This window comes from Caulobacter sp. SRI_008 (assembly GCF_057586355.1).
On record NZ_JBYCZS010000012.1, the window covers coordinates 24,732 to 45,695 of the forward strand.

Sequence of the window (20,964 nt, forward strand, 5' to 3'; positions counted from 1 at the left end):
CCGCCTAACCCTCCATCGCCTCGTACCGCCGCATCTCGCGCCAGTGCAGCCAGACGCCGAGCGCCAGGGTCAGCAGGATGGCGTAGCTCCAGACCGCCAGGCTCATCATGTAGGTGTTTATGGTCACCCGCAGGTCGATCAGCACCGCCACGTGCGAGGCCAGGGCGACCAGCTGGAACGCCGAGATCGCCACGGTCCACAGCAGGCGCGAGCGGATCGACTCCCAGATGAAGATCAGCGCCGCCACGGCGTCGACGATCATCACCCCGACGTCGGGATTGATGCGGTTGTGGCGGAACATGACCAGCGAGGCGGCCCAGCCGGCCAGCAGGGTGACCGCGATCCGCTTCTCCGACGACCCGCCCCGCCAGAAGGCCAGGCCGCAGATCACCAGGGTCAGGAAAAGATAGAGATAAGCCGACACTGTACGCCCCCCTTCACCGCTCCAGGTTGACGCAAGTCCGGCTCGGATCAAGTGCGATCCGAGCCGGAGCTTTACGCCTTGGATATCGGCGACCGCCCGCTAGGCGGACGGAACTCTAGTGCCGCGTCTTCTCGCCGTCGCAGAGAATCCGGCGGATCTCATCGACGACGCGCACCGCGCCATCGGCGTCGTCCGCCGCTTCCATATCGACGAGCCGCCGCAGCAGCACCGTCAGCACACGCTGCTGGGTCGGACACAGGGACCGAATGCACCGCCCGAACTCGGCGGCCTCTTCGATGGCCGGATCCATAATCGCCAGGACCGCGCTCATGCCGCGCCCTCCATTAGAACTTCGCGCATACCGGAGACGATCAGGCGGCCCGACCGCCGTCGACGGCGCGCAGGCCCGAGGTGCGCGGCGTGTCGCCGCCCTCGACCTTGCCCAGGTCGCCCAGCGCCAGGGCGCCGCAGCCGATCTGCGAGCGGACTTCCGCCAGATCGCCGTGCGCCTTCACGATGGTGCGGCGGGCCGACAGGATGTGGGTCAGGGTGACGCCCAGGGTCTCCAGGGCTTCCTGGCCGATCACGGCCGACAGCTGCGCGTCCATCCGCAGCGTGGGCAGCAGGCCCATCAGCTCGGCGGTTTCACGCACGGCCGCGTCGATCGCGGCTTCGGCTTGTTTCAGTTTTTCGGCCCCGGCACGGGCTGCGTCGCTGCGCTTCATGCAAGACTCTCCCACTCGCGCGGGCGCCCCCCGCACGTTCAAAGGCTTGGATTGTTGGAAATTCGGTTTTTTGGCTGACCCGAGACCGACGATCAGTTCGTCGGCGGGGCGCTCCAGCCCTCGCGGAACCGCTGGAGGGCGAAGAGGAATTCATGGGCTCCCATGGTCACCACGCTGAGCAGCACGCCGGCCGCCAGGGCTGAAACCAGGATCAGGCCCATCCATTGGGCTGGGCTCAGGTCATGGCGCCAACCTCCCCGCGTTCGGACCTGATCGGACTGTCGTCCGACAGGAAGGCCGTGGCCGCGAGAACTCGCAGCAACAGCTTCGAAGGAGGATCGCCGGCCGCCTGGGCCTTGCGCAGAGCCGACACCGTTTCCGGCACCAGGCGCTCCCGCTCGGGGGTGGCCGCCATCAGGGTCAGGCCTTCCTCGAGAGACTTCCAGCTCGCGATGAAGAAGGCCGATCCCGGGGGCGAGCCAGTCTTGGTCTTGGGTGTGTTGTCGTTCATGGCCGCTCCCGCTGCTGTCGTCAGGAGAGACCGGCTCAGGTTCGTCGGCTAGGCCCGGCGATTGCCTACGGTAGTCATTACCGGGGTGCTGTTCCCACGCCACGAAGGCCAGGGCGGCGTCGCGGCGCGGCATGCCGGCCAGGCGCCGGCGCGCGCTGAGCACGTGCATCTCGACGGTCTTGGGCGACAGGCTGAGCAGGCGCGCGATTTCCTTCGAGCGCTGGTGCTGGGCGATCAGGCGCAGGATCTCGCGCTCACGAGGCGTGAGCTTCTCGAAACCAAGGCTGTCGGCAGGCTCGACCATGGCGCTAACATGGTCCCAGCACAGCCTCCCGTCCAGCCGGTGAGGCGTCAATTTCGGACGCGTCAGAGTTAACAATCAGACAGTTCGCCCGGTCAGGCGCTTCGGACGAACGGCAGGCTGACGGTCGGCTGGCCCAACAGCGCCAGCAGGGCGTTGGCCGTCGCCGGACCGATCACCGGCGTTCCCGGCTCGCCCACCCCGCTTGGAGGCGCGGCCGACGGCACGATGTGGGTCTCCACGCTGGGCGCCTCGGCGAAGCGCAGCACGCGATAGGTGTCGAAGTTGCTCTGGTCGACCACCCCCTCGGTCAGGGTCACCTGGCCGAAGAGCGCCGCCGAAAGCCCGTAGCAGGTCCCGCCCTCCATCTGGGCGGCGATCTGGTCGGGCGAGACGGCCACGCCGCAGTCGATGGCGGTGACCACCCGGCCGACGCGCGGTTCGCCGTCCACCAGCTTGACCTCGGCGACCTGGGCCACGACCGAGCCGAAGCTCTCGTGCACCGCCACCCCGCGCGTCCACCCAGCCGACGCCTTCGGGCCGGCCTTCTCCAGGGCGAGATTCAGGGCCGCCAGGTGCCGGTTGGCGCCGGCCTTGGCGTAGAGCGCGCGGCGATACTCGACCGGATCCTTGCCGGCCTTGCGGGCCAGCTGGTCGATGGTGTGCTCCATGACGAAGGCGGTGTGGGTCGCCCCCACCGAGCGCCACCACAGCACCGGCACGCCGACCTCGGGGAACGCCACCTGGGCGTCGACGACGGGCGTGGCCTTCAGATAGGGCGAATCCGACGCCCCCTCGACGGCGGTCTGGTCGACGCCCTTCGAAGGCATCGGCGAGTCCTTCATGATCGACTGGCTGACGATGCGGTGACGCCAGGTCGCCGGCAGGCCGTCCTTGTCCAGCGTGACCCGCACGGCGTGGACCACCAGCGGCCGGTAGTAGCCGGCCTTCATGTCGTCCTCCCGGGTCCAGACCAGCTTCACCGGCTTGCCGCCGCCGACCTTTTTCGCGACGTGCACGCACTCGGCCACGTAGTCGGAATTGAAGGTCGCCCGCCGCCCGAACGAGCCGCCGGCGAACAGGGTCTCGACCTCGACAGAGCCGGGCAGGGTACCGACGATCTTGGCGGCGTTCAGCTGGTCGAGGGTCTGGCCCTGCGAGCCGTGCACCAGCTTGACCGAATTGCCCTCGACGATCGCCACGCAGTTCATCGGCTCCATGGTGGCGTGGGCGAGGTAGGGAAACTCGTAGACCGCCTCGAAGGCGTCGCCACCACCGGCGGCCTGGGCCGCGTCACCCTTGGCTCCGAACGACTCCCACTTCTGCTCGGCCGGACCCTTGCCGGTGGCGAGATCCCGGAACGCCGCCGTGATCTCTTTCGAGCCGCGCTTCTCGGCCTTGCCCTCGTCCCAGCGCACGACCAGCGCCTCGCGCCCCAGCCGCGCGGCCCAGGTGGACTTGGCCACCACCGCCACGCCCGTCGGGATCTCGTAGACATCGACCACGCCCGCCACCTTCTTGGCGGCGTCGGCGTCGAAGCTCTCGACCTTGGCCCCGAAGCGCGGCGGATGGGCGACCATCACCGTCAGCATGTCGGGCAGGTGGACGTCCTGGGTGTAGCGGGCCGTGCCGTCGACCTTGGCCTGCGCGTCCTTGCGGCGGACCCGATCGGTGCCGATCAGGGTGAAGGTCTTGGGGTCCTTCAGCGGCGGGTTCTGCGGCGGCGTCACCTTGGCGGCGTCGGCCGACAGGTCGGCGAAGGCGGCGCTCTTGCCCGAGGCGTGGGTCAGCACCCCGTCCTTGACCACGATCTCGCCGGCCGGGACGTTCCAGCGGTTGGCGGCGGCCTCGACGAACATCGCCCGCGCCCCGGCGCCGGCCTTGCGCAGTTGCTCCCAGCTGTTGGAGATCGCCGAGCTGCCACCGGTCAGTTGCGCGCCCAGGGCGCCGTTGCCGTAGAGCTTGGCGTTGGCGGGCGACTGCTCGACCCGCACCTTGGCCCAGTCGGCGTCTAGTTCCTCAGCGACGATCGCCGCCAGGCCCGCATGGCTGCCCTGGCCGAACTCAACGTGCTTGGAGATCACGGTGACGAAGCCGTCCGGCTCGAAGCGGATGAACGGGCCGAACGCCCCGACCTCGACCTTCGAGCCGGCGCTCATCAGGTCGGCCGGCGAGCAGCCGACCACCAGGGCGCCGCCGACCACCGCCGCGCCGACCACCACCTCGCGGCGGCTGAACCCTTCGGATTTCACGGGCGCGTTCATCGCACTTCTCCGCGCTGGATCCGCGACGTCGCGCCCGAGGCGGCCGAGATCGCCTCGTCGATGTCGGCCTCCTTGGCCGGTTCGGCGACGACCGCCGGCGCGGCGACCACCGGGATCGCCTGGCCCGTCGCGGCCTGCTTGATCGCCGCCCGGATCCGCTGATAGGCGCCGCAGCGACAGATGTTGCCGCCCATGGCCGCGTCGATGTCGTCGTCGGTCGGCTTCTTATTCGCTTCAAGCAGGGCGGCGGCCGACATGATCTGGCCCGACTGGCAGTAGCCGCACTGCGGCACGTCCAGCTTCACCCAGGCCTGCTGCAGCGGATGCGCCCCGCCCAGGCCCTCGATGGTGGTGATCTTGGCGCCCGACAGCGCGGCGATCGGGGTGACGCACGAGCGCACCGGATCGCCGTTCACATGCACCGTGCAGGCCCCGCACTGGGCCAGGCCGCAGCCGAACTTCGTGCCCGTCAGGCCCAGCTCGTCGCGCAGCACCCACAGCAGCGGCGTATCGGGATCGGCCTCGACCGACATCGTCTTGCCGTTGACGTCCAAGCTCGCCGCCATGCGTCTGCCTCCTGCCCTTGGGGCAGCTAACACCGTTCTCCCGAGGCTCCGCCAGTGAAATTTAACGCCGCCAAGATCGCCCCAAGGATGCTCGGAAAGCCGGTTCCGCCACGCCTGTTGCGCGAAAGGCCTCACGTTCTTGGCCGACGCGCCCTAGCTTGAACGCACGACGCCTTTACGAGGACGCGCTGCCTTGGACTCCTTCCCCGCCTATTTCCCCCTCGCCGGCCGCAAGGTGGTGATCGCCGGAACCGGCGAAGGCGCCGAGGCCAAGGCCCGGCTGTTCGACGGCTCGCCCGCCACCCTGGTGCGGCTGGACGGCCACGCGGCCTTCCTGCCCGGCTCCTATACGGGCGCGGTGCTGGCCTTCATCTCCAGCGCCGACGAGGTGTTCGCCCAGGCCGCCGCCCGCGCCGCCCGCGCCGCCGGGGTGCTGGTCAACGTCGTCGACAAGCCCGACATGTGCGACTTCAACACCCCCGCCGTCATCGACCGCGGCGAGGTGGTGGCCGCCGTCGGCACCGGCGGCGCGGCCCCCGTGCTGGCCACCATGCTGCGCTCCGACATCGAGGCCCAGGTGCCCGAGGGCGCCGGCCGGGTCGCGGCCCTGATGCGCAACTTCCAGAGCGAGGTGCGCGGCGCCCTGCCCACCCTGCACGAACGCCGCGCCTTCCTGCGCGAGGCGCTGTCGGGCGAGGCCGCCCAGGCGGCCATGACCGGCGACATGGAAAAGGCCGGCGCCCTGTTCCGCGACGCCCTGGCCAAGAGCGTCAAGAAAGAGGGCAAGGTCCGCTTCGTGGCCGGCAAGGGCCCGGCCGACCTGCTGACCCTGCGCGCGGTGCGGGCCCTGTCGGCCGCCGATGTGCTGGTTATCGACGAGGCCGCCGACCCCGAGGTCGTCACCATGGCCCGCCGCGACGCTCACCGCCTGTCGGCCGCCGAGGCGACGCCTGAACAGCTGATCGAACTGGCCCGCAGCGGCCGCCAGGTCGTGCGGCTGGTCGCGGCGCCGGTCGAGGCGGCGGACATCCAGGCGCTGGCGGCGGCCGGCGTGGCGGTCGAGGTGCTGCTGACGGCGCCGGCGGGCTGACAAGGGGGCGGCGCCCGTGCGGATCGTCGAGACTTTCGAGATAGCGGGACGCGGGCTCGTCGTGGTTCCGCAACTTCCCGCCGGCCTACCCGCGCAGGGACGCCTGATCGCCGTCATCACATGCCCCGACGGCCGCGTTGTGCGTGCGGAGGCCTCACTTGAATGGATGCTCAAACGCGGGGAGGAGCCTGTCGAAAGTCCGATCTTCCTCCTCAAAGGACTCTCGATCCCCGATATTCCAATCGCGAGTTCGCTGGCCTTCGAATTCGAGGATTGAGCCGGCGCGCCCCTACCGCTCGAAAACGTCTGAACGGGGCTTCGACGCCGCATTGACTCCCCGCCCCCCCTCCGTATGTTCCGCGCCGTTCGAGTGACTGGCGTTGAAGGTGGGTGACCACCGGGGAGCTCGAGACGCATATGCCGCGCGCCTGGGCTCCTTTCTGACCGCAACCAGACCCGGAGTCCCCCGTGCCCGCCGCCCCCGACTATCCGTCCGCCCCCGATCTCGTCGCCCCCAAGCGCGCCCTGCTGTCGGTCTCCGACAAGACCGGCCTGGTCGAAGCGGCCAAGGTCCTGCACGAGGCGGGCGTCGAGCTGGTCTCGACCGGCGGCACCAAGGCGGCCATCGCCGCGGCCGGCCTGCCGGTGAAGGACGTGTCGGACCTGACCGGCTTCCCCGAGATGATGGACGGCCGGGTCAAGACCCTGCACCCCATCGTCCACGGCGGCCTGCTGGGCGTGCGCGACGCTCCCGAGCACGCGAAGGCCATGGCCGACCACGGCATCGGCGGCATCGATATCCTCTATGTAAACCTCTATCCGTTCGAGGCCACCGTCGCGAAGGGCGGCGCCTACGAAGAGTGCGTCGAGAACATCGACATCGGCGGCCCGGCCATGATCCGCTCGGCGGCCAAGAACCACGGCTATGTCTCGGTCTGCACCGACCCGGCCGACCTGGCCGAAGTGCTCGAAGCCCTGAAGGCCGACGGCGGCACGACCCTCTCGCTGCGCAAGACCCTGGCGGCCCGCGCCTACGCCCGGACGGCGGCTTATGACGCGGCCATCTCGGCTTGGTTCGCCGGCCAGCTGGGCCAGGACTTCCCGGCCCGCAAGGCGATCGCCGGCGAGCTGCGCCAGACGATGCGCTATGGCGAGAACCCGCACCAGAAGGCGGCCTTCTACACCTTCCCCAATCCCCGCACCGGCGTGGCCACGGCCAAGCAGCTACAGGGCAAGGAACTCAGCTACAACAACATCAACGACACCGACGCGGCCTTCGAGCTGATCGCCGAGTTCGATCCCGCCGCCGGCCCGGCCGTCGCCATCATCAAGCACGCCAACCCCTGCGGCGTGGCCCTGGGCGCGACCCAGCGCGAGGCCTATGAGCGGGCCCTGGCCTGCGACCCCACCTCGGCCTTCGGCGGCATCGTCGCTGTCAACACCCGTCTGACCCGCGAGGCGGCCGAGGCCATGGTCGAGATCTTCACCGAGGTGGTGATCGCGCCCGAAGCCGACGACGACGCGATCGCCGTCTTCGCCGCCAAGAAGAACCTGCGCCTGCTGGTCACCGGCGGCCTGCCGGATCCGCTGTCGACCGGCGACACCTTCAAGAGCGTGGCCGGCGGCTTCCTCGTGCAATCCCGCGACGACGCGCGGATCAAGGCCGGCGACCTGAAGATCGTCACCAAGCGCCAGCCGACCGAGGAAGAGATCCGCGACATGCTGTTCGCCTTCCAGATCGGCAAGCACGTCAAGTCCAACGCCATCGTCTACGCCCGCGCCGGCCAGACCCTGGGCGTCGGCGCCGGCCAGATGAACCGCAAGGACAGCGCCCGCATCGCTGCCCTTCGGGCAGCTGATTTTGGCTTGGACCTCAGTGGCTGCGCCTGCGCCTCGGAAGCCTTCTTCCCGTTCGCCGACGGTCTGATCCAGGCGGCCGAAGCCGGCGCCACGGCGATCATCCAGCCGGGCGGCTCGATGCGCGACCCCGAGGTCATCGAGGCCGCCGACAAGCTTGGCCTCACTATGGCCTTCACCGGCGTGCGAGTGTTCCGCCACTAGGGTCTTTGGGGAGCTTTCAAGGCTCCCCAAATCCGACTACCCCCGCGAAGGCGGGGGCCCAAGCTGAGGTTCCGGAAAGCCCGCTTGGATCCCCGCCTTCGCGGGGATGCGCGGAGATAAAGACGGGAAGCTAGATGGACAGCACATCCTGGGGAGCCAAGGTCGTCTCGCGCTCGCGGGTGTTCAAGCCCGCGGGCCTGGGCCCCTTCCCGGTGGCGCTGATCCTGCACGGTTGCGGCGGCAAGACCCCGTTCCTGGAGACCTATGCCGAGGTCGCAGTGAAGGCCGGCTACGCCGCCATCGTGCTCGACTCGTTCGCGCCGCGCGGCATGAGCACGCTCGACGGCAAGCTCTTCGTCTGCACCCTGATGACCCTGCATGGGGCCAAGCGCGCGGCCGACGTGTTCGGGACCCTGGCCTGGCTGAAGACCCAGAGCTGGGCGCGGGCCGACCAGGTGTTCCTGGCCGGCTGGAGCCACGGCGCCTGGACGATCATGGACGCCTACGCCGCCGGAACCTCGGCCCCGTCGGCCACCGGCCTGGCCGACGCCGACGCGGTCGCCCTGCGCCGCCAGGTGAAGGGCGCGCTGCTGGTCTATCCGTATGCGGCCTATCCCTCGATGACCAGCCGCCGGGGCTGGGGTCCCGGCGCGCCGCCGGTGTGGTCGGTGCTGGGCCAGAAGGACGGCGTGGTCGGCTGGCGCTATCCCAAGAAGGCGCTGGAACGGCTCAGCGCCGACGGCGTCAAGGTCGACCTCAAGCTCTACCCCGACGCCACCCACGCCTTCGACGACGACAAGGCCAACGACCCGCGCGCCATCTACCGGCCGGACCTGTTCCAGGAGGTCCAGGACTACTTCGCTTCGGCGCTGCGGGCGGTCGCGCCGAAGCCGGGGCTGTTCACTTAAGATCCTGCCGAGAGGGAGAGTCCCTTTTCGGCCCCCTCCCCCGTAAAATCCCCGCGAAAGCGCAGCCGCCTGGTCCCTCTCCCCTTGCGGGAGAGGGTGGCCCTGCGGAGCAGGGTCGGGTGAGGGGTCTCTCAGAACTGAAAGCCGCGTGCAGCGGTTAGGCCGGGCGGGGCGTCTCCCATCTGAGAGACCCCTCATCCGACGGCCTTCGGCCGCCACCTTCTCCCGCAAGGGGAGAAGGGACGCCAATGGGGATAGAGCGCCCTCAATCCCCGGCGATCTCGGATCAAACCCCAACCAATCCAGCCACTTGCAACTTTCTCAGCGCTCTGGATCAGACGCGCTGAAACCCGCTGCATAATCAGAGCTGTCCCGTCGCAGGGAGAGGGCGCAAGGATCCGGCCCGAAGCGTGCGACGGCGATGCGATCGAGCGGGGCCGCCGGAGCTGCGAGAGCAGGGCCGGGCCAGGCTTAAATGAGGGTGGGGGACGTAAACCCATCCATCGGGAGTCTGCCCAATAGGCTCCCGCCCGTCCGAGGGTCCGCTCCGGCGCCTTCTGTCTGCACGCGATGGCTAGCGAAGCTTACAGCCCGGTTCCGGGGAAGGCACAAGCCGAAGGGGGTGAAGGGCGGAAGAGGCCCGCGCGCCCCGGCCTGAGGCACAACGATCGCGCGGGGCGTCCAGCTTCGTCGAAACGGTATTCAAACTCACAGCTCCGGGCGAGGCCCGGACGCCCCGCGCCCTCTCCGATCAACTCAGCGGTTCACCGCGTGAGATCGCAAACCCGTTCCCTCTCCCCTTGCGGGAGAGGGTGGCCTGCGAAGCAGGTCGGGTGAGGGGTCGCGCGTACAGAAACGCCGCGACGGCTTGTCAGCTGTCGCGGCGTCAGAAGTCTGAGAGACCCCTCATCCGTCGCCTTTCGGCGACACCTTCTCCCGCAAGGGGAGAAGGGTCTCGCTCCTAGTGCTTGAACGACACCGAAACCCCCATGAACCGGGGCTCGCCGGCGATGAAGGTGGGGATGCCGAAGGCGTCGCCGGTGTTGCCGGCGTCCTTGATGTAGTCCTGGTCCAGCGCGTTGGTGACGAAGGCGCCGAAGGTCACCGGGCTGTCCTTGGGCTGGTAGGTCAGGCGCAGGTTCAGCAGGCCGAAGGCCTTCTGGACCTCGTCCTGCACAGTGTCCTTGATCACGCCCGTCGTGCTCTGCAGGGCGGCGATGTCGTTGTTGTTGTCGAAGAACTGTTCCGACTGCCAGGTCCAGGTCGGCAGGAAGGTGAACTTGCCGATCCCGGTGTCGCGCGAGGCCTTCACGCCCAGCGAGAACGAGTGGTCGGGCGACAGGCGGAAGTGGTTGCCCTCGAACCGGCCGTTGCCGAACCGGGCGTGGCTGTAGCCGTAGGTGGCGAACACCAGCAGGTCGGACGTGGCCTGGAAGTTGGCCTGGCCCTCGAAGCCGTAGGTCTTAGCCTCGCCGGCGTTGATGGTGATGGCCGTGCCGGTGCTGGTCACGCCGCTGGTCTGGAAGTTCTCGTAGTCGTAGCGGTAGATCGCCCCGTCCACGGTCAGGCGACGGTCCAGCAGGGCGGCCTTGGCCCCGGCCTCGTAGGAGGTGACCTCTTCGGCCGGCACTTCGCTGAGGCTGGCGCCGGTCAGCACCTTGGGACGGCGGCCGGTCGAGACCGAGCCGTAGACGTTGACGTCGTCGGCCAGCTCGTAGCGGGCCACCAGGCGCCAGGTGACGCCGCTGTCGGTGAAGTCCTTGTAGTAGGTCGAGACCGGCTGAACGATCAGGCCGCGGGTGACGGTGGCGGTGCTGCCGCCGATGATCGACGGGCTGCTGATCCAGGCGCCGTAGCCGCTGGTCTTGTCGTCGTAGGTGTAGCGCAGGCCGGCGGTCAGCTCGAGGCGGTCGGTGGCCTTGAAGGTGAAGTCGGCGAAGGCGTCGTAGGAGTTGGTCTTGCCGTAGTTGGTGTATTCCTCGGTGCGGCCCGACGACAGCGCCGACAGGGCCGGGATGGCGTTGATCACGGTCGTCGACAGGCCGTTGGGGATCGACAGCTGGCCGGTCAGGAAGAGGTAGGCGATCTTCTCGTTGATCCGCAGCGGCACGCGCTGGCTGCCGTCTTCCCAGAACATGCTGACGCCGCCGAAGGCGGTGACGCGGCCGCCGGCGTCGTAGTTGAGGCGGAACTCCTGGCTGGCCGACTTGCCCTGCGCGTCCTCGGCGAACACGAACAGCGGCAGCGAGAAGCCGTCCGGATCGAACACTTCCTCGCCGCTGAAGTAGCGGTAGGCCGAGGTCGAGTTGAGGGTCAGGGTGTCGTTCAGCTTGTAGCTGGCCAGGGCCGTCAGGCTCCACAGGCGGCGGTCCAGGCCCAGCGGCTGGCCGTTCTCGAAGCCATCGACGGTCGACAGGGCCGCGCCGGAGTTACGACCCAGGTCGCCGATCACCTTGCCGGTGGTCGGGTCGGTCGGGGCGTAGGTCAACGACTTGAACGAGGTGCCTGACGGATTGTCCTGCTGGTAGTTGTAGAGCACGTCCAGCTTGAAGCGGTCGTTGGGCGTGTAGTTGACAGCCAGGCGCGCGGCCACGGTGTCGGTCGAGTTGAAATCCTCGCCGCCCAGCAGGTTCTCGACATAGCCGTCGCGCTTCTTGACGCGGGTCGACAGACGCACGGCCAGGGCGTCGGTGATCGGGGCGTTCACCATGCCCTCGGCCATGAAGTACCCGTAGTCGCCGCCTTCGACCTTGAGGCTGGCGTCGAAGTCCGGCTTGGCCTTGGCCTGGATGATGTTGACCGCGCCGATCAGGGCGCCGCGACCATAGAGGGTCGACTGCGGACCCTTGGCGATCTCGACCCGCTCCAGGTCGAAGAGCTCGACGTAGGAGCCGCGCGACTTCGAGATCGAGACGCCGTCCTGGTAGACCGAGACGCGGGGCTCGTTGGTGGCCTCGCCGCTGTCGGAGGTGATGCCGCGCATCACGAAGCCCGGGTTGTTGGGCGACTGGTTCTGCACGTCGAAGCCGGGCACGAACTGGCCCAGTTCCTCGAACTCCTGCAGGCCCAGCTCGTCGAGCTTCTCGCCGGAATAGGCCGTCAGGGCCATCGGCACGTCGAGCACCTTCTGCTCGCGCTTCTGGACGGTGACGATCAGCTCGTCGACCTGGGTCGGCGCGGCGGTCGCGTCGCCTTCCGCCGCGACCGGGGCGGCCAGGACGGGGCTGGCGATCGCCAGGGCCAGCAGGCTCGCGCCGGCGAGCGTGCCTCGGAGCGTGGTGGTGCGGATGGCGCGCATGGACTATTCCCCTCAAAACAACTGTACGAGGCCCCGCCCGTAGGGAGCGGCGGTGTCGCTTACGCGACGGGGTTGTGAAGGAGCCGTGAAACAGCGTGGCTGAAGCCGAGGACGACGTCGAAGACCTGCTGGATGCGCCCGCTGGAGGCGAACGGCGCCTGACGGCTGAACTGTCGGGCGACCTGGTCGGCCAGCGGCTGGACAAGGCCCTGGCGGCGCTGTTCGACGCACTGTCCCGCGCCCGCCTGCAGGCCCTGATGGCCGAGGGCCGGGTCTTCCGCCTCGACGCCGGCGGCGAGCCGCGCCCGGTCACCAGCGGTTCGGCCAAGGCCCAGGCCGGCGACTACCTGGTGGTCGAGCCGCCGCCGGCCCCGGCGATCCCGCAGCCCGAGGCCATTGCGCTCAGCGTGCTCTACGAGGACGCCCACCTGATCGTCGTCGACAAGCCGGCCGGCATGGCCGTGCACCCGGCGCCGGGCAGCGAGACCGGCACCCTGGTCAACGCCCTGCTGGCCCACTGCGGCGACAGCCTGTCGGGCGTCGGCGGCGTGGCCCGCCCCGGCATCGTCCACCGGCTCGACAAGGAGACCTCCGGCGTCATGGTCGCGGCCAAGAGCGACGCGGCCCATCGCGGCCTCTCGGCCCTGTTCGCGACCCACGACATCGACCGCATGTACGTCGCCCTGGTGCGCGGCGCGCCGCAGCCCTCGTCCGGCACGATCGAAACCCGGCTGGGCCGCTCGCCGCACGACCGCAAGAAGATGGCGGTTCTGAAGAGCGGCGGCCGCGAGGCGACCACCCACTATCGGGTCGAGCGCACCTTCGGCGGCGACGGGGCCAAGCCCCTGGCCGCCCGGGTGTCCTGCCGGCTGGAGACCGGCCGCACCCACCAGATCCGCGTGCACATGGCCAGCAAGGGCTCGCCGTGCCTGGGCGACCCCGTCTACGGCGCCGGCGCCCCGGCGGCCCCAGTCAAGGCCGTGCTGACCGAAACCGCCTTCGCCCGCCAGGCCCTGCATGCGGCCCTGCTCGGCTTCGTCCATCCCGTCACCGGCGAGACCCTGCGCTTCGAAACGCCCCTGCCGCCCGACATGGCCGCCGTCGAGGCGGGGCTGGAGGCGCTGTAGACGATGGCCCGAGGTCGCACCTACCCGCGCTTTCGCCGCTTCGTGGATCGCGAACTGGCAAAGCCGAGGACCGCCGCCCCGCTGCCGGCCTGCCTGCTGGTGCTCGCCATGGCCTTCCTGAAACCGCACCTGGCTCCACCCGCGGCCCTCGCCGGCTGGATCATCGTCGCGGCGGCTTCCCTGGCCTGGGTCGCCTTCCTCGCCTGGCGCGGCTGGCGCCTCTTCCGGGCCGGCGCCCTGCGCGGCGACCGCGCATTCGACCAGCGCGGCAAATTCGAGCTCCCACCCGAGTATTGGACCTCGGAAAGCGTCAGCCGGGCGCGCCGCCGAAAGCGTTGAACCGCCTTGCGTCGGAGCAATATTCGCGCCCTAATTCGGCTTGACCGCCCGCTTATCGGTAAAGGGCTGGAGATTTGTCCCATGTCCTTCGCCGCCCGCCTGGTTCCCGCCCTGCTGCTTCTGGCCGCGCCCGCCGTCGTGTTCGCCGCCGGCGCCGATGACGAGGTGGTGGCCACCGCCAAGACGACGACGAGCCCAGCCCAGGCCGAAGCCGCCCCGGCGCCGGCCGCGCCGGCCGCGACCCGTCCGCTCACCACCCAGGAGCAGATCGACGCCTGGCTGAAGGCCTCGCCGGTCAAGACGGTCGATGACAGCGGCGGCCCGCTGAACCTGACGCGCGCCGACGAGGACGGCCCGACCAAGCGCAAGATCCACGGCAGCGTCGAGGTCGGCGTCGGCACCGGCGGCTATCGCCACATGGGCGTCACCGCCTTCTATCCCGTCGGCGAGAACGGCACCCTGGGCGTCGCCGTCAGCCAGACCGAGTACGGCAAGAACGGCCGCGGCGGCTATGGCTACGACGGCTACGGTTATGGGGGCTACGGCTATGGCGGTCTCGGCTACGGCCCCTACGGCTATGGTCGCGGCGGCAAGAGCCAGTCGATCGCCCTGTCGCTGGACATGACCGGTCGCGGTTCGGCCGCCGAACGTTGTGCGAGCGGTCTCCGCGCCGACGACGGCCGCTACATCGAACCGCTGTGGGCCACGCAGATGCGCGGCGCCCAGCGCCCCTGCGACATCGACGACCGTCCGTAAAATTCGGGTTCAGACGAGTCCCGTTCCGGCGTTCGCCGAAGCTTAACGGCTTGCCGTCATGGTGCCCAGCAATCGGGGACCTTCAGGCGTAAGCATGCAGCCGGACATCACTGCGTATCACCATGCCGCCACGGGGCGGGTGACCTATCTCGTGGCCGATCCGGCCACTCTGCTGTGCGCCATCGTCGATCCGGTGCTCGATTTCGACCCGGCCACCGGCGAGACCTCGACCGCCTTCGTCGACGGCATCATCGCCGACATTCGCGAAAAGGACCTGGGCCCGACCTGGATCCTCGAGACCGGCGTCCACACCGGACACCTCTCGGCCGCCGGCCACCTGAAATACGAGACCGGCGCCTCGGTCGCCATCGGCGCCCACGTGCTGGAAAGCCTGCAGCGCCTGGTTCCGGCGCTCGGCGCCGAGGGCGTCGACCTGGAAGGCTGGGACTTCGACAAGCTGGCCCGCGAGGACGACGAGCCGCTGATCATGGGCGGGATCGAGTTCCACCCCATCGCCCTCTCCGGCCGCCTGCCCGGCGCCGTGGCCTACAAGGCCGGCGACGTGGTCTTCGTCGGCGACGCTCTTCTGCCCACCGGCCTGCCCGACAGCGACGCCCCCGGCGCCGATGCGGCCGGCCTGTTCGCCGACGCCCGCAAGCTGCTCTCGCTGCCCGACGACACCCGCCTGCTGTCGAGCCAGGGCGAGACGACCGTGGCCGCCCAGAAGGCCGACAATCCCGACGCCGGCGACGCGGTCTCGCAAGCCGAGTTCGTCGCCCGCCGCGCCGGCGACAAGCCCGCGCCCTCGGCCCTGACCATCGCCGCCCTCGACGTCGCCGTCCGCTCGGGCAAGCTGCCCTATCCCGACGAGGCCGGGGTCCGCTTTCCGTTGCGGAATATCAGTTCGCTTTAAAAACGGACTTGCCTTCATCGCCCTCGGCGCGCCTAATACTTCGCACGTGAAGCATTAGGAGGCCTCGCCATGGCCGACGACCAGAGCGCCAACCTCACCGCCGTCCAGGCCGGCAGCCTGCCCGACCACCTCGGCCTGCAATGGCTGGAGGCCAAGCCAGGCCTGGTGCGCGGACGCTTCGACGTCAAAAGCCATCACATGGCCCCCAACGGCTTCCTGCACGCCGCCGCCGTCATCGCCCTGGCCGACAGCGCCGCCGGCTACGGCTGCGTCGTCTCCCTGCCCGAGGGCGCGACCGGCTTCACCACCATCGAGTTGAAGTCGAACTTCCTCGGCACCGCCCGCGACGGCGGCGTGGCCTGCGAGGCCAAACTGATCCATGGCGGCCGCAACACCCAGGTCTGGGACGCCGTCGTCACGGCCGAAGGCACGGGAAAGACCATCGCCCTTTTCCGCTGCACCCAGATGGTTCTCTACCCGAAAGCCTGAGCCGCCACGGTCCGGACGCGGATCAAGCCGCCGCCCGACGCAGGAAATTGCGCCCTGAGACAGAAAAGCGCACCAGAGCCTCTTGCGCTCTTTCGGCGGCGCGGATAGGTATCCCGCCCTCACTCAAGGCCGGCCCCAAGCCAGCCACGAAGACCCCCTGGAGAGGTGGCAGAGTGGTCGAATGTACCGCACTCGAAATGCGGCGTGCCTGGAAGGGCACCGTGGGTTCGAATCCCACCCTCTCCGCCATTACCCCCTGAAAATCGACCCTGCGAAAGCGCCCACGGCGCTAGCCTGATCGCGTGCTCTCGCGCTCGACCAACCGGGCCGGCACGACCCGCGCCACGCAGGTCGCCCCCGCCTCCAAGCCCAGCAACTCCATCGCCATCGCCACCAGGGCCTCGATGTCCTGGTCGAACGAGGTGAGGCGGTAGGGGGACCAGCCGGCCATGTCGAGATTGTCGTAGCCGACCGCCAGCACGTCGTCCGGAACCCTCAGACCAAACGCGTCGCGCAGGGTGTCGATCACGCCGAAGGCCGCCAGGTCGTTGGCGCAGAACAGGGCGTCGGGCCGCGCCTCACTGCCAAACAGGACCCTCGCCGCCTCCGCCCCGCTGGCGTAGTCGTAGCCGCCGCCCGCCCGCACGGCCGGCGACAGGCCAAGGCTCGCGAGGCCATGGGCGAAACCGGCTTCGCGGGCGACCTGGGCCGGGCTGTCCGCAGGGCCCGCGACGAAGCCGAACCGGCGCCCGCCCCGCTCGTGCAGCAACCGCGCGGCGGCCTCGCCGGCGGCGAAGTTGTCGGACGACACGGAGCGGATCCAGTCGCCCGCCAGGTCCGAATTCAGGGTGACGATCGGAATGCGCAGCTTCGACAGCTGGTCGGCGGCCTCCTGCGAAGTCAGGGCCAGGGCCGAGACCACGGCGTCCACCCGATAGCCGGCCAGCTGATCGACGACGCCGTCGAGGATGCGGTCGCTGTCGACCCGCACCAGCATCATCTGCCGCCCCGCCGCCGTCAGGGCCTTGGAGAAGGCCTCCAGGGTCATGGCGAAATAGGGATTGTAGAAGCCGCCCACGACCACGGCGACGATGCCCGAGCGGTTGGTCTGCAAGATCCTGGGCAGGAGGTTGGGCCGATAGCCCAGGGCTTCGGCGGCGGCCATCACCTTGGCGCGCGTAGCCTCGGCGATCTTGGCGCCCGGCGTGAAGGCGCGCGACACCGCCGACTGCGACACCCCCGCCGCCTTGGCCACGTCGATCGACGACGGCGGTCGCCAGTTTCCGCTCATGCGGCGATCCCTCGCACCCTTTTCCCCACGCGAGCCTGTTTAGAGGGTTGCGCGCCGGCTGGCGAGTGAATAGCTATGCACGCATTCATCCAACCGCAGCGCGGCCCTAACCGCGCGCCGTGTCCGTCGAGCCAGCGCTCGGGCGGACGACAGGCGCGTGCGTGAAAGGCTTGGCTGCATCCGCCCAGCAAGGTCCGCCATGAGCGCCGATCCGTCCCACCGCCGCGCCCCCTCCGCGGCCCTCGTGCAACTGGCCTTGGCGCTGGGCGGCTTCGCCATCGGCACCACCGAGTTCGCCTCGATGAGCCTGCTGCCCGACTTCGCCCGCACCCTGGGCGTCGACGAGCCGACCGCCGGCCACGCCATCAGCGCCTACGCCCTGGGCGTCGTAGTGGGCGCGCCGATCATCGCCGTGCTGGCCGCCAAGATCGCCCGCCGGACCCTGCTGGTCGGGCTGATGGTGCTGTTCGCGGTCGGCAACGGCCTGTCGGCCCTGTCGCCCAACTTCGAGACCATGGTCCTCTTCCGCTTCCTCAGCGGCCTGCCGCACGGCGCCTATTTCGGCGTCGCGGCCCTGGTCGCCGCCTCGCTGGCCGCGCCCGACAAGCGGGCCTCGGCCGTGGCCCGGGTGATGATCGGCCTGACCGTGGCCACCATCGTCGGCGTGCCGCTCGCCAACGCCGTCGGCCAGTGGATCGGCTGGCGCTGGGGCTTCGTCATCGTCGCGGCCCTGGCGGCCCTGACCGCCCTGTCGGTCTATCTGCTGGCCCCGCGCGACGCCGCGCCCAAGAACGCCAGCCCGCTGCGCGAGCTGTCGGCCCTGGCCAGCCGCCGCGTCTGGCTGACGCTTGGCATCGGGGCCATCGGCTTTGGCGGCATGTTCGCGGTCTACACCTATCTGGCCTCGACCCTGATCGAGGTCACCCACGCCTCGCCGGCCGCCCTGCCTGGCGTCCTCATGGTGTTCGGACTGGGCATGACCGCCGGCACCCTGGTCTGCGCCTGGGCCGCCGACCGCGCCCTGATGCCGGCCGTCGGCGTCATCCTGTTGTGGAGCGCCGCCTCGCTGGCCCTCTACCCGCTGGCCGTCGGCAGCCTGTGGACCCTGGTCCCGGTCGTGTTCCTGATCGGCTGCGGCGGTGGCCTCGGCGCAGCCCTGCAGACCCGCCTGATGGACGTGGCGGGCGAGGCCCAGACCCTGGCCGCCGCCCTCAACCACTCGGCCTTCAACACCGCCAACGCCCTGGGCCCCTGGCTGGCCGGCCTGGCCGTGGCCTCGGGTTTCGGCTGGCGCTCGACCGGCTGGGTCGGCTGCGCCCTGGCCCTGGGCGGCTTCGTGGTCTGGGCCATCGCCGTCTGGGACGACCGCCGCCAGACCGAGGCGACGGCGACGGCCTGATAACAAACCCGTAACCCCCCCGCGAAAGCGGGGGCCCAGGTGTTTTATCGTCGAGCGCCGCGGGTTTCAGAAAAAGCCTGGGTCCCCGCTTTCGCGGGGATTTTACGGAAAATGAAAAAGGCTCCCTCTTCGGAGGGAGCCTTTTTTGATCTAGTCCTTCATGCGCCAGGTGGCGCCGGTCGGGCTGTCCATGACCACGACGCCGAGGGCGTCGAGGTCGCCGCGGATGGCGTCGGCGGCGGTCCAGTCCTTGGCGGCACGGGCGGCGACGCGGCGGGCCAGCAGGTCTTCGACCTGGGCCTTGAGGTCGTCGGAGGCGTCGCCCTCGAACCAGGCGTCGGGATCGGCCTGCAGGAAGCCCAGCAGGGCGCCGGCCTCGAGCAGGCGCGACTTGTGGATCGCCACCTCGGTCAGGTCGCCGGCGGTGACGGCCTTCTCGATGGCGCTCGACACCTCGAACAGCTTGGCGACGGCGGCGGGCGTGTTGAGGTCGTCGCAGAGGGCGTCCATCACCTCCTGCGGGGCCTCGACGGCCTGGTCGGCGACGACGTCCTTGGCGCGGCGCAGGGCGCCGTAGAGACGGTCCAGCGACTTCTTGCTCTGCTCGAGCAGCTCGGGCGTCCAGTCCAACGGCTGGCGGTAGTGGGCCGACAGCAGGGCCCAGCGCACCACCTCGCCCGGCGTGGTCTTCACCAGCTCGTGCGGGATGATGACGTTGCCCAGGCTCTTGGACATCTTCTCGCCGTCCATGTCGAGGAAGCCGTTGTGCATCCAGTAGCGGGCGTAGGTCGGCAGGCCGTGGGCGCAGCGGCCTTGCGCCACCTCGTTCTCATGGTGGGGGAACTGCAGGTCGATGCCGCCGGCGTGGATGTCGATCGGCAGGCCCAGCTGCTTGTCGATCATCGCCGAGCACTCGATGTGCCAGCCCGGACGGCCCGCGCCCCAGGGGCTTTGCCACTCGGGCTCGTTTTCCTTGGACGGCTTCCACAGCACGAAGTCGGCCGGGTGGCGCTTGTAGGGGGCGACCTCGACGCGGGCGCCGGCGATCATGTCGTCCAGGGGACGGCCCGAAAGCTGGCCGTAGTCGGCGAAGCTCTGGGTGTCGAACAGCACGTGGCCCTCGGCGGCGTACGCCGAGCCATTGTCGATCAGCTTGCCGATCATCTCGACGATGGCGTCGATGTGGTCGGTGGCCTTGGGCTCAAGCGTCGGGCGCAGGGCTCCGAGGGCGTCGGCGTCCTCGTGATAGGCGGCGAGATAGCGGTCGGTGATGACCTTGATCTCGACGCCCTCGTCGGCGGCCTTCTTGTTGATCTTGTCGTCCACGTCGGTGACGTTGCGGGCATAGACCACCGCCTCGTCGCCGAATTCGTGGCGCAGCAGGCGGAACAGCACGTCGAAGGCCACCACCGGACGGAAGTTGCCGATGTGGGCGTAGCCGTAGACCGTCGGTCCGCAGACATACATCGTCACCCGGTCGCGATCGGCGGGAACGAAGTCGCGCTTCTCGCGCGCCATGGTGTCGTAGAGCCTGATGGTCATGAAAACTCGGTCGCCTTGACGCAGCGGAAGGGTGTTGTCGGAACGAAAAACCGGACCCATATAGCGGGGAGCGAGCCTTCGAACCACGTCTTTGCGACGTGAGAGGCGCGCCCTTTAACGGGTGGCACGCGTAATTCCGGGGCGAACGGCGCTCCGGCGCAACTCAGCCCGTGGAAAGCCCCCTTCGAAAACATGGACGCACTGACCCGCGAGCGAACCCTGATCGGCTCTGACGACAACGCCGGTCTTGATCTTGAACCCGCCCAGCGCCCCAGCCGAGACGAGGCCATGGCCGCGGTGCGGACCCTGCTGGCCTGGGCCGGCGACAACCCCGACCGCGAGGGCCTGCTCGACACGCCCCAGCGCGTGGTCGACGCCTATGGCGAGTGGTTCGCCGGCTATACGGGCGATCCGGCCAAGGAACTGTCGCGCACCTTCGAGGACGTGCAGGGCTATGACGACATGGTCATGCTGCGCGGCATCGACGTGCAGAGCCACTGCGAGCACCACATGGCGCCGTTCCTGGGCAAGGCCTGGGTGGCCTACATGCCCACCGGCAAGGTCGTGGGGCTGTCGAAGCTGGCGCGCCTGGTGGAGATCTTCGCCAAGCGCCTGCAGACCCAGGAGACCATGACCATGCAGGTCGCCGACGCCATCGAGGACCACCTCTCGGCGGCCGGCGTGGCCGTGCTGATCGACGCCGAGCATCAGTGCATGAGCACCCGCGGCGTGCACCACCACGACGTCTCGACCATCACCACCCAGTTCCGCGGCGTGTTCAAGACCGACAAGGTCCTGCAGCAGCGGTTCATGGATCTGGTGACCCGGAAATAGGCCGATAGATGCTCCCCCTCTGGGGGAGCTGTCGCGAAGCGACTGAGGGGGTTTGGGCGGCCGACGCCGCGCTACCCCCTCCGGCCCTCTGGGCCACCTCCCCCAAAGGGGGAGGATCTGGGCCTG

General features: G+C 69.4%; 21 protein-coding genes, 1 tRNA gene, 1 pseudogene and 1 riboswitch. Of the genes and pseudogenes, 12 read left to right on the forward strand and 11 right to left on the reverse strand.

What is annotated here, in order from left to right; all coding sequences use genetic code 11:
• Nucleotides 1-4 precede the first annotated feature (4 nt).
• The 8 genes and pseudogenes from AC2YHT_RS12335 to AC2YHT_RS12370 form a co-directional block, all read right to left on the reverse strand.
• Nucleotides 5-424, reverse strand: a complete 420-nt coding sequence (locus tag AC2YHT_RS12335) for a hypothetical protein (RefSeq protein ID WP_487290078.1) — start codon at nucleotides 422-424, stop codon at nucleotides 5-7.
• Between the two features lie 115 nt (nucleotides 425-539).
• Complete coding sequence (locus AC2YHT_RS12340; protein WP_110120927.1) at nucleotides 540-755, reverse strand: hypothetical protein; 216 nt, start codon at nucleotides 753-755, stop codon at nucleotides 540-542.
• Between the two features lie 40 nt (nucleotides 756-795).
• Nucleotides 796-1,149, reverse strand: coding sequence for a hypothetical protein (locus tag AC2YHT_RS12345; RefSeq protein ID WP_487290080.1), 354 nt, complete (start codon nucleotides 1,147-1,149; stop codon nucleotides 796-798).
• A 92-nt stretch (nucleotides 1,150-1,241) separates the two neighbouring features.
• Nucleotides 1,242-1,370 (reverse strand): hypothetical protein, encoded by a 129-nt coding sequence (locus AC2YHT_RS12350; RefSeq protein WP_255580246.1) that lies wholly within the window; start codon nucleotides 1,368-1,370, stop codon nucleotides 1,242-1,244.
• A 14-nt stretch (nucleotides 1,371-1,384) separates the two neighbouring features.
• The gene (locus AC2YHT_RS12355; protein WP_110120925.1) at nucleotides 1,385-1,660 is read right to left on the reverse strand and encodes a hypothetical protein; all 276 of its coding nucleotides are present in this window, start codon (nucleotides 1,658-1,660) and stop codon (nucleotides 1,385-1,387) included.
• Nucleotides 1,661-1,787: 127 nt separating this feature from the next.
• A pseudogene (locus tag AC2YHT_RS12360) lies at nucleotides 1,788-1,964 on the reverse strand (response regulator transcription factor); the annotation flags it as partial.
• Between the two features lie 92 nt (nucleotides 1,965-2,056).
• Entirely contained in the window at nucleotides 2,057-4,225 is a 2,169-nt protein-coding gene (locus tag AC2YHT_RS12365; RefSeq protein ID WP_487290082.1) for a xanthine dehydrogenase family protein molybdopterin-binding subunit, read from the reverse strand.
• Nucleotides 4,222-4,791, reverse strand: a complete 570-nt coding sequence (locus AC2YHT_RS12370; protein ID WP_487290084.1) for a (2Fe-2S)-binding protein — start codon at nucleotides 4,789-4,791, stop codon at nucleotides 4,222-4,224. Before AC2YHT_RS12370 ends, AC2YHT_RS12365 begins: the two co-directional genes overlap by 4 nt.
• Before the next feature lie 193 nt (nucleotides 4,792-4,984).
• Here AC2YHT_RS12370 and AC2YHT_RS12375 point away from each other — a divergent pair, with 193 nt between their 5' ends.
• The 4 genes from AC2YHT_RS12375 to AC2YHT_RS12390 all read left to right on the forward strand — a co-directional run bounded on the left by AC2YHT_RS12375 (nucleotide 4,985) and on the right by AC2YHT_RS12390 (nucleotide 8,850).
• On the forward strand, nucleotides 4,985-5,881 hold the full coding sequence (locus AC2YHT_RS12375; protein WP_487290086.1) for a precorrin-2 dehydrogenase/sirohydrochlorin ferrochelatase family protein: 897 nt from the start codon (nucleotides 4,985-4,987) through the stop codon (nucleotides 5,879-5,881).
• Nucleotides 5,882-5,897: 16 nt separating this feature from the next.
• Entirely contained in the window at nucleotides 5,898-6,158 is a 261-nt protein-coding gene (locus AC2YHT_RS12380) for a hypothetical protein (RefSeq protein WP_487290088.1), read from the forward strand.
• 83 nt (nucleotides 6,159-6,241) lie between these two features.
• Nucleotides 6,242-6,322, forward strand: a riboswitch (ZMP/ZTP riboswitch).
• 27 nt (nucleotides 6,323-6,349) lie between these two features.
• Nucleotides 6,350-7,942 (forward strand): bifunctional phosphoribosylaminoimidazolecarboxamide formyltransferase/IMP cyclohydrolase, encoded by a 1,593-nt coding sequence (gene purH / locus AC2YHT_RS12385; RefSeq protein WP_487290090.1) that lies wholly within the window; start codon nucleotides 6,350-6,352, stop codon nucleotides 7,940-7,942.
• 134 nt (nucleotides 7,943-8,076) lie between these two features.
• Nucleotides 8,077-8,850: a dienelactone hydrolase family protein gene (locus tag AC2YHT_RS12390; RefSeq protein WP_487290092.1), complete on the forward strand. Its 774-nt coding sequence runs from the start codon at nucleotides 8,077-8,079 to the stop codon at nucleotides 8,848-8,850.
• A 961-nt stretch (nucleotides 8,851-9,811) separates the two neighbouring features.
• Here AC2YHT_RS12390 and AC2YHT_RS12395 read toward each other — a convergent pair.
• On the reverse strand, nucleotides 9,812-12,148 hold the full coding sequence (locus AC2YHT_RS12395; RefSeq protein WP_487290094.1) for a TonB-dependent receptor: 2,337 nt from the start codon (nucleotides 12,146-12,148) through the stop codon (nucleotides 9,812-9,814).
• A 95-nt stretch (nucleotides 12,149-12,243) separates the two neighbouring features.
• Between AC2YHT_RS12395 and AC2YHT_RS12400 the strand changes: the two genes are divergently transcribed.
• From AC2YHT_RS12400 to AC2YHT_RS12425, 6 genes are all read left to right on the forward strand, one after another.
• A complete protein-coding gene (locus AC2YHT_RS12400; protein ID WP_487290096.1) occupies nucleotides 12,244-13,275 on the forward strand; it encodes an RluA family pseudouridine synthase in 1,032 nt (343 codons plus the stop codon).
• 3 nt (nucleotides 13,276-13,278) lie between these two features.
• Complete coding sequence (locus AC2YHT_RS12405) at nucleotides 13,279-13,614, forward strand: hypothetical protein (RefSeq protein WP_487290098.1); 336 nt, start codon at nucleotides 13,279-13,281, stop codon at nucleotides 13,612-13,614.
• An 81-nt stretch (nucleotides 13,615-13,695) separates the two neighbouring features.
• The gene (locus tag AC2YHT_RS12410; protein ID WP_487290100.1) at nucleotides 13,696-14,370 is read left to right on the forward strand and encodes a hypothetical protein; all 675 of its coding nucleotides are present in this window, start codon (nucleotides 13,696-13,698) and stop codon (nucleotides 14,368-14,370) included.
• A gap of 94 nt (nucleotides 14,371-14,464) precedes the next feature.
• Nucleotides 14,465-15,283, forward strand: coding sequence for an MBL fold metallo-hydrolase (locus AC2YHT_RS12415; protein WP_487290102.1), 819 nt, complete (start codon nucleotides 14,465-14,467; stop codon nucleotides 15,281-15,283).
• 69 nt (nucleotides 15,284-15,352) lie between these two features.
• Nucleotides 15,353-15,772 (forward strand): PaaI family thioesterase, encoded by a 420-nt coding sequence (locus tag AC2YHT_RS12420; protein ID WP_487290104.1) that lies wholly within the window; start codon nucleotides 15,353-15,355, stop codon nucleotides 15,770-15,772.
• A gap of 159 nt (nucleotides 15,773-15,931) precedes the next feature.
• A tRNA-Ser gene (locus AC2YHT_RS12425) sits at nucleotides 15,932-16,021 on the forward strand.
• A gap of 40 nt (nucleotides 16,022-16,061) precedes the next feature.
• Here the strand turns inward: AC2YHT_RS12425 and AC2YHT_RS12430 are convergent.
• Nucleotides 16,062-17,063, reverse strand: coding sequence for a LacI family DNA-binding transcriptional regulator (locus tag AC2YHT_RS12430; RefSeq protein ID WP_487290106.1), 1,002 nt, complete (start codon nucleotides 17,061-17,063; stop codon nucleotides 16,062-16,064).
• Nucleotides 17,064-17,262: 199 nt separating this feature from the next.
• On the opposite strand from AC2YHT_RS12430, the gene AC2YHT_RS12435 reads away from it, so the two are divergent.
• Nucleotides 17,263-18,462, forward strand: coding sequence for an MFS transporter (locus tag AC2YHT_RS12435; protein WP_487290107.1), 1,200 nt, complete (start codon nucleotides 17,263-17,265; stop codon nucleotides 18,460-18,462).
• 150 nt (nucleotides 18,463-18,612) lie between these two features.
• Here the strand turns inward: AC2YHT_RS12435 and cysS are convergent, their stop codons facing one another.
• Entirely contained in the window at nucleotides 18,613-20,004 is a 1,392-nt protein-coding gene (cysS, locus tag AC2YHT_RS12440) for a cysteine--tRNA ligase (protein ID WP_487290109.1), read from the reverse strand.
• 192 nt (nucleotides 20,005-20,196) lie between these two features.
• On the opposite strand from cysS, the gene folE reads away from it, so the two are divergent.
• Nucleotides 20,197-20,838: a GTP cyclohydrolase I FolE gene (gene folE / locus AC2YHT_RS12445; protein WP_110121597.1), complete on the forward strand. Its 642-nt coding sequence runs from the start codon at nucleotides 20,197-20,199 to the stop codon at nucleotides 20,836-20,838.
• The last annotated feature ends 126 nt before the right edge of the window (nucleotides 20,839-20,964 follow it).

What these genes read in the sequence shown, in the direction of transcription:
- AC2YHT_RS12340 (WP_110120927.1), bottom strand. Translation starts at nt 755, where the DNA reads ATGAGCGCGGTCCTGGCGATTATGGATCCGGCCATCGAAGAGGCCGCC.
- AC2YHT_RS12345 (WP_487290080.1), bottom strand. Translation starts at nt 1,149, where the DNA reads ATGAAGCGCAGCGACGCAGCCCGTGCCGGGGCCGAAAAACTGAAACAA.
- AC2YHT_RS12350 (WP_255580246.1), bottom strand. Translation starts at nt 1,370, where the DNA reads ATGGGCCTGATCCTGGTTTCAGCCCTGGCGGCCGGCGTGCTGCTCAGC.
- AC2YHT_RS12355 (WP_110120925.1), bottom strand. Translation starts at nt 1,660, where the DNA reads ATGAACGACAACACACCCAAGACCAAGACTGGCTCGCCCCCGGGATCG.
- AC2YHT_RS12365 (WP_487290082.1), bottom strand. Translation starts at nt 4,225, where the DNA reads ATGAACGCGCCCGTGAAATCCGAAGGGTTCAGCCGCCGCGAGGTGGTG.
- AC2YHT_RS12370 (WP_487290084.1), bottom strand. Translation starts at nt 4,791, where the DNA reads ATGGCGGCGAGCTTGGACGTCAACGGCAAGACGATGTCGGTCGAGGCC.
- AC2YHT_RS12390 (WP_487290092.1), top strand. Translation starts at nt 8,077, where the DNA reads ATGGACAGCACATCCTGGGGAGCCAAGGTCGTCTCGCGCTCGCGGGTG.
- AC2YHT_RS12395 (WP_487290094.1), bottom strand. Translation starts at nt 12,148, where the DNA reads ATGCGCGCCATCCGCACCACCACGCTCCGAGGCACGCTCGCCGGCGCG.
- AC2YHT_RS12405 (WP_487290098.1), top strand. Translation starts at nt 13,279, where the DNA reads ATGGCCCGAGGTCGCACCTACCCGCGCTTTCGCCGCTTCGTGGATCGC.
- AC2YHT_RS12410 (WP_487290100.1), top strand. Translation starts at nt 13,696, where the DNA reads ATGTCCTTCGCCGCCCGCCTGGTTCCCGCCCTGCTGCTTCTGGCCGCG.
- AC2YHT_RS12415 (WP_487290102.1), top strand. Translation starts at nt 14,465, where the DNA reads ATGCAGCCGGACATCACTGCGTATCACCATGCCGCCACGGGGCGGGTG.
- AC2YHT_RS12420 (WP_487290104.1), top strand. Translation starts at nt 15,353, where the DNA reads ATGGCCGACGACCAGAGCGCCAACCTCACCGCCGTCCAGGCCGGCAGC.
- AC2YHT_RS12430 (WP_487290106.1), bottom strand. Translation starts at nt 17,063, where the DNA reads ATGAGCGGAAACTGGCGACCGCCGTCGTCGATCGACGTGGCCAAGGCG.
- AC2YHT_RS12435 (WP_487290107.1), top strand. Translation starts at nt 17,263, where the DNA reads ATGAGCGCCGATCCGTCCCACCGCCGCGCCCCCTCCGCGGCCCTCGTG.
- cysS (WP_487290109.1), bottom strand. Translation starts at nt 20,004, where the DNA reads ATGACCATCAGGCTCTACGACACCATGGCGCGCGAGAAGCGCGACTTC.
- folE (WP_110121597.1), top strand. Translation starts at nt 20,197, where the DNA reads ATGGACGCACTGACCCGCGAGCGAACCCTGATCGGCTCTGACGACAAC.